Origin of the sequence: Haloparvum sedimenti (genome assembly GCF_001462205.1) — an archaeon.
GTDB lineage: Archaea > Halobacteriota > Halobacteria > Halobacteriales > Haloferacaceae > Haloparvum > Haloparvum sedimenti.
In genome coordinates, this window is record NZ_LKIR01000126.1 from 28,567 (window position 1) to 34,617 (window position 6,051).

The following is a 6,051-nucleotide window of genomic DNA, read 5'->3' on the forward strand; positions in this document are numbered from 1 at the left end:
CCTGCCCCTTTCAGTCCCACCCCGCACCGCAACCGCGACCGCACAGCACCGCAGCCTCACGCCTCCCCAACCTCGGCCGCGGGCCGGCCGCGAAACCGCAGCGCGGGACAAACCGCGTCCCGCTGGCCTCCAGCGTGCAGTAGCGCGCTGGAGACACCGCAGGCGGCCGGCCCGCGGCCTCCCTCGCGCGGTCGCGGCGACACGCTTCGCGGTCGCCGCGGCGCGCGCCGACCGCACAGCACCGCGTCAGCATCGTAGCAGCACCGCAATCGAACCGCCACAGCACCACACTCGCCCGCGCGCCGTTCAGCCGTCCGGCGCGACGACCTCGTTCTCCAGCGTCCCGACGCCCTCGTAGGTGATCGAGACGGTCTCGCCCGGCTCCACGAGCCCGGGGTTCGCGGGGCTGCCGAACGCCACGCAGTCGCCCGGCTCGAAGGTGACGCGCTCGGAGAGGTGCGCCACCAGCTCGTAGGGACCGAACAGCATCAGCTCCGTGTTGGCCTCCTGCCGCTTCTCGCCGCCGACGTACGTCTCCATGTCGAGGTTTCGGGGGTCCAGATCGGTCTCTATCCACGGTCCGAGCGGGCCGGAGCCGTCGAACGCCTTCCGAGCCGAGCGACCGACCTGATCGAGCGCGTCGAGGTCGTTCATGATCGTGTAGCCGCGGACGACCTCCGGCACCTCGTCCGGGGTCAGCTCCCGGCAGCGTTCGTCGATCACCGCGACGAGCTCGCCGGCGTAGGTGAGCTCGTCGGTCCAGTCGGGGTAGCGTATCCGCTCGCCGTGGGCCGCGAGGCTCGTCGGCGGCTTGATGAACCAGTCCGGCTCCTCCGGGCGCTCGTACTCCATCTGGTCGAGCGTGGCGGCGTAGTTGCGGCCCACGCAGTAGCACGCCGAGGGACTCGCGGGCGGGAGCAGCCGGCCGTCGCGGCCGACCGCGTACTCGCCGTCCGCGGCGTGGACGACCCCGTCCTCGTAGCGTCCCTCGACCGGCCCGTCGGGCGTCAGCAGGCGCGCGCGTCGCATGCGGCCTTCTGCCACGCTCGCGAGCAAAAGGGCGTCGGTCGCGGACGGGGCGGTCGCGGACGGGGCGGTCGCGGACGAGTCGGTTCCGGGACCGTCACGGCGTGGGACGGCCGACCGCCAACCGCCGTGCCCGCGCATGTTGAACCGACCCATACGCTTATCGCCGGCCGACCATCACGAACGTTCATGGGAGTTGACGACGCCCGCGGGGCCGCGGGGTCGGACGCCGCCGAAGCCATCGACCCCGACGCCGTCTCCGCGGCCTCTCTTGGGCACGACCGCCCGGACGATCCGGAGTACGCTGCACTGGCCGCTGACCTCCGCGAGCGCGTGGCGGGCGAGGTGGCGTTCGACGAGTACGCGCAGGTGCTGTACGCCACCGACGGGAGCGTCTACGGGGCGCGGCCCGCGGGCGTCGTCTGCCCGCGCTCGGTCGCGGACGTGCGCGCGGCGGTCGCGGTCGCCGCCGAACACGACGCCCCCGTGCTGCCACGCGGCACCGGCTCCTCGCTCGCGGGCCAGGCGGTCGGGCCGGGATGTGTCGTCCTCGACCTGAGCCGCCACATGGACGAGATACTGGCGGTCCGGCCCGAGGACCGCCGCGCGGTCGTCCAGCCCGGCGTCGTGCAGGACCACCTCGACGACCGGCTGGCGGAACACGGGCTCAAGTTCGCGCCCGACCCCGCCTCCTCGGGCCGGGCGACCATCGGCGGCGGGATCGGGAACAACTCCACCGGCGCGCACTCGGTGCGGTACGGCATCACCGACGCCTACACCGAGGAGCTCCGGGTCGTCCTCGCGGACGGCTCGCTGATCCACACCCGCGACGTGGTCCTCGACTCGCCGGAGTACGAGGCGATCGTCGAGAAGGACGACCGCGAGGCAGCCATTTATGAGACCGTCCGCGGACTCGTGGCGGAGCACGAGGCGGAGATCGAGACGCGCTACCCCGAGTTGAAGCGCTCCGTCTCCGGCTACAACCTCCACAAAGTGATGCGGGAAAACGGTGACGGCGAGCGCGTCATCAACCTCTCGAAGCTGTTCGTCGGCGCGGAGGGGACCCTCGGCGTGGTCGTGGAGGCGGAGCTGTCACTGGTGACGAAGCCCGACGAGACCGCGCTCGCGCTCTACTGCTTCGACGACCTCGTGGACGCGATGCGGGCGGTCCCCGAGGCGCTCGAGTTCCCCGTAAGCGCGGTCGAGCTGATGGACGACGAGGTGTTCGCGCTCGCGGCCGGTTCCGAGGAGTTCGCGGCGTACGCCGAGCCGATCCCCGACCGCGCCGCGGCGGCGCTGATGGTCGAGTTCGACGACGAGTGCGTCGACGACTTCGCGGCCGCGGTCGCGGAGACCTCCGAGAGGTTTCTGACCGAGGGCGACGCCTTCGACGTGATCGAGGCGTACGACTTCGACGCGCAGGCGGACCTCTGGAAGCTCCGGAAGGCGGCCATCCCCCTGCTGATGAGCATGGAGGGCGACCCGAAGCCGTACCCATTCATCGAGGACGCCTCCGTCCCGCCCGCGGAGTTGGCCGAGTACGTGGGCAAGTTCGAGACGGTCCTCGACGACCACGGCACCTCCGCGGCGTACTTCGCGCACGCCGGTTCCGGGACGCTCCACATCCGCCCCATTCTGAACCTGAAGGAGGAGCAGGGGGTCGAAACGATGCACGACATCGCCGACGACGTGACGGACCTCGTGCTGGAGCACCACGGCGCCTTCTCCGGCGAGCACGGCGACGGCCTCGCGCGCACGGAGTTCAACCCCAAGATGTACGGCCCGGCGCTGTGGGGCGCGTTCCAGGACCTGAAGTCGGCGTTCGACCCGGACTGGCGCATGAATCCCGGGAAGGTCGTCTACGTGGACGGCGAGACGGCCGCCGCAGAGGGCTACCCCGAGACGGCCGCCGACACGGACATGCGCGAACACCTGCGCTACGGCCCCGCCTACAGCAGCGTCGAGCCGACGACGACGCTCGACTTCTCCGCGGAGGGCGGCCTCTCGCACCTCGTGGAACTGTGCAACGGCTGCGGCACCTGCCGGGAACGGGAGTCCGGCGGGACGATGTGCCCCACCTTCCGGGCCTCGCGCGAGGAGGTCCAGTCGACGCGGGGGCGCGCGAACATGCTCCGCGCGGCGATAAGCGGCGACCTCCCGGATGGCGAGATCCACTCCGACCGCTTTCAGGAGGAGGTGCTGGACCTCTGTGTCGGCTGTAAGGGCTGCAAGCGCGACTGCCCGACGGGCGTCGACCTCGCGAAGCTCAAGGCCGAGGTGAAACACGACCACCACGAGGAGGCGGGCGCGGGTCTGCGCGAGAAACTGTTCCGCGATATCGACCGGCTCTCCGCGCTCGGGAGCCGGCTCGCGCCCCTCTCGAACGCGGCCGCGAAGGTCCCCGGCGCGCGGGCGCTCATGGACCGCGTCGTCGACATCGCACCGAACAGGGAGCTGCCGCCGTTCCGCCGCGAGAGCCTGCACGACTGGTTCGCTGCGCGGGGCGGTCCCGCCGTCCCGGAGCAGGACGCGGCCGCGACCGTCCTGCTGTTCCCGGACACCTACACGACCTACAGCTACCCGGCCGCGGGGAAGGCCGCGGTGGCAGTGCTGGAGGCCGCGAACGTGCGCGTCGAGGTCCCGGGGGACCTGGCTCCCTCCGGGCGGGCGGCCTACTCCGGCGGCTTTCTGGATGCGGCCCGCGAGCGAGCGGTCGAGAACGTCGAGGCGCTCGCACCTCGGGTCCGCGAGGGCGCCGCGGTCGTCTTCGTGGAACCCTCGGACGCGGTCATGTTCCAAGACGAGTACCGCGACCTGCTGATCCCGGAAGCGGTCGGCGAGGCGACCGCGAGCGACGGAACGGTCGTCTCGGAAGCCGCCTTCGGCGTGCTGGAGTACATCGACGCCCATCGGCTCGACGAGGGCCTCGCCTTCGACGCGCCGGCGGAGACGCTCACGTATCACGGCCACTGCAACCAGAAGGCGCTCAAGAAGGACCACCACGCGGTCGGCGTCCTCCGACGGGCCGGCTACGAGGTCGACCCCCTCGACTCGGGCTGTTGCGGCATGGCCGGCTCGTTCGGCTACGAGAGCGAGCATTACGACCTCTCGCAGGCCATCGGCCGCCTGCTGTTCGACGAGGTCGCGCAGAGTCCCGGCGACATCGTCACGGCGCCCGGCGGCTCCTGTCGCACCCAACTGGGAGACCGCGAGGGGGCCGACCATCCTCCACATCCGATACAGAAGGTCGCCGCGGCACTGCCCTCCGAGAGCAGCCGCGGCGGTCCGTGACTGCCGAGTCGGGGAGCGAACCATTCCGAAGCGTATCGTGGTAATAATACACAAAAATCATGCTGCTGACGGACCAATTCCCGAGAACATGTCCAGATCGGGTCAGACGGAGCCGGCCGGCCCAGTCATCGAGGTCGAGTTCGCGCTCCGTGAGGGGAACTACCCGTTCCTCAGGGGGTCGGCCGTCGAGGAGTGCACGTTCGAACTCGCGAAGATGGTGCCGCGCCGTGACGGGGGGCACACGGAGTACTTCAGCGTCACCGGTGCGGACCCGGCGCGCATCGCCGCACTCGCCGAGGAGCACGAGACGGCCGAGGTGAGTCTCCTCACCGAGTACGACCGCGGGGGACTGTTCGAGTTCCGGGTGTTGGGGAACTGTCCCGCCCACCGGCTCGCGGAGCTCGGCGCCCTCCCGCAGGTGGTGGAAGCCACCGACGGGACCGGCCGCATCGTCGCCGACATCCCGGCCGGCTGTGACACCGGCGCGGTCATCGACGCGTTCCTCACGGCGGTCCCTGCGGCCGATCTGACCGCCAAGCGTGGGAAGGAGTCGGTGACGCCGCTTTTCACGCTCTCCGGCGTCCGACAAGTGCTCCGAACGCGCCTCACGGACAGGCAGTTCGAAGTCCTCGTGACCGCCCTCGAGGCGGGGTACTACGAGTGGCCGCGCGAGTGCAGCGGCGAGGACGTGGCCGAGGAGTTGAGGGTCTCCTCGGCGACGTTCGCCGAGCACATCCGCGCCGCGGAGCGAAAGCTGCTCACGTTACTTTTCGAGCGCTCGGAGCTCGGCGCTCCGGGACGCCGATAGCGGGCGTCGGCGGACCCTTGGATCCTCACCCGTCCTCGATCGGCGAGACGAGCGTCCGTCCGCTCGCCTCGACGGTCACCTCACAGCCGCCGTGGACGAACGTGATCGAGGTCGCCGCCCGGTCACGCTCCGACCGGTCGTCCGCACCGAGGACGGCCGCGAGCGCGTCCGGATCGACGGCGTCGTAGAGCGGTGGGAGGTCCTGCGGGTCGGCGCCGGTGGCCTCGATGAGCGCGTCGTGAACGCTACCGAGCGGTCCCTCGGATCGGTCCCACTGGCGGACGACCACGCCCGACTCGCCGTCCGTGCTCGCCGCGGTCTCGGTTGTGTGATGTTCGCTCATGGGCGTCTCAGTCGGGTAGACGTGTGGGATATTGCGGGAAGGCATATACGTCGCGTCCCTACGTACCAAGGCCGTCGGCGGACGTCGATCCGGGTTCGTCGGCGTCGACGTCGCGGCTCGCGAGCGCGTCGTCGATCGCCGCGACGGTCGCCGCGTCGTCGGTCCAGAACCCCTCGTACGCATCGCGTTCGCGCGCGAGGAGCCCGCAGGCTCGGCTGTCGTCGTCGCCGCCATCGAACGCGAGCGCCCAGTACGGTTCCAGCCCGCCGCCCGCGTCTACGTGGTACGTGACCCCGGGGATCTCCGGCGGGTGCCAGTCGGCGACGCCGTAGACGTGGACTTCGAGATTCGTCGCGGCGAGTTCGCGGTACGGGTCGACCTGCGGTCGGAACGCGGAAAGCGTCTGGAAACTCGCACGGAGCGTTCCGCTACCGGTCCGGTACGCCCGGTCTTCGATCTCGCGACTGACCGCGAGCAGTTGCCGTCGGTCCAGCGCTTCGAACGTCGTTCCCTCGAGCGCGTCGAAGACGGCGCGGTACCCCGCCGACACGCCGCCGCCGGGACGTGGCCGGACGATCGGGGG

The 6,051-nt window shown here is 70.8% G+C and carries 5 protein-coding genes; 2 read left to right on the forward strand and 3 right to left on the reverse strand.

Features of this window, described 5'->3' with window-relative positions; all coding sequences use genetic code 11:
* Positions 1–306: 306 nt before the first annotated feature.
* Positions 307–1,029, reverse strand: coding sequence for a fumarylacetoacetate hydrolase family protein (locus AN233_RS09565; protein ID WP_058366562.1), 723 nt, complete (start codon positions 1,027–1,029; stop codon positions 307–309).
* 186 nt (positions 1,030–1,215) lie between these two features.
* On the opposite strand from AN233_RS09565, the gene AN233_RS09570 reads away from it, so the two are divergent.
* Together AN233_RS09570 and AN233_RS09575 are read left to right on the forward strand one after the other, a co-directional pair.
* The gene (locus AN233_RS09570) at positions 1,216–4,317 is read left to right on the forward strand and encodes an FAD-binding and (Fe-S)-binding domain-containing protein (protein ID WP_058366563.1); all 3,102 of its coding nucleotides are present in this window, start codon (positions 1,216–1,218) and stop codon (positions 4,315–4,317) included.
* 88 nt (positions 4,318–4,405) lie between these two features.
* Positions 4,406–5,125, forward strand: coding sequence for a helix-turn-helix domain-containing protein (locus AN233_RS09575; RefSeq protein WP_058366564.1), 720 nt, complete (start codon positions 4,406–4,408; stop codon positions 5,123–5,125).
* Between the two features lie 25 nt (positions 5,126–5,150).
* Here the strand turns inward: AN233_RS09575 and AN233_RS09580 are convergent, their stop codons facing one another.
* Both AN233_RS09580 and AN233_RS09585 read right to left on the reverse strand, forming a co-directional pair.
* Positions 5,151–5,468: a HalOD1 output domain-containing protein gene (locus AN233_RS09580; RefSeq protein ID WP_058366565.1), complete on the reverse strand. Its 318-nt coding sequence runs from the start codon at positions 5,466–5,468 to the stop codon at positions 5,151–5,153.
* Positions 5,469–5,526: 58 nt separating this feature from the next.
* A partial coding sequence (locus AN233_RS09585; RefSeq protein ID WP_281176551.1) for a DICT sensory domain-containing protein occupies positions 5,527–6,051 on the reverse strand: 525 nt, incomplete at its 5' end.

Excerpts from the sequence above, each read along its gene's own strand:
- AN233_RS09565 (WP_058366562.1), bottom strand. The coding sequence starts at position 1,029 with ATGCGACGCGCGCGCCTGCTGACGCCCGACGGGCCGGTCGAGGGACGC.
- AN233_RS09570 (WP_058366563.1), top strand. The coding sequence starts at position 1,216 with ATGGGAGTTGACGACGCCCGCGGGGCCGCGGGGTCGGACGCCGCCGAA.
- AN233_RS09575 (WP_058366564.1), top strand. The coding sequence starts at position 4,406 with ATGTCCAGATCGGGTCAGACGGAGCCGGCCGGCCCAGTCATCGAGGTC.
- AN233_RS09580 (WP_058366565.1), bottom strand. The coding sequence starts at position 5,468 with ATGAGCGAACATCACACAACCGAGACCGCGGCGAGCACGGACGGCGAG.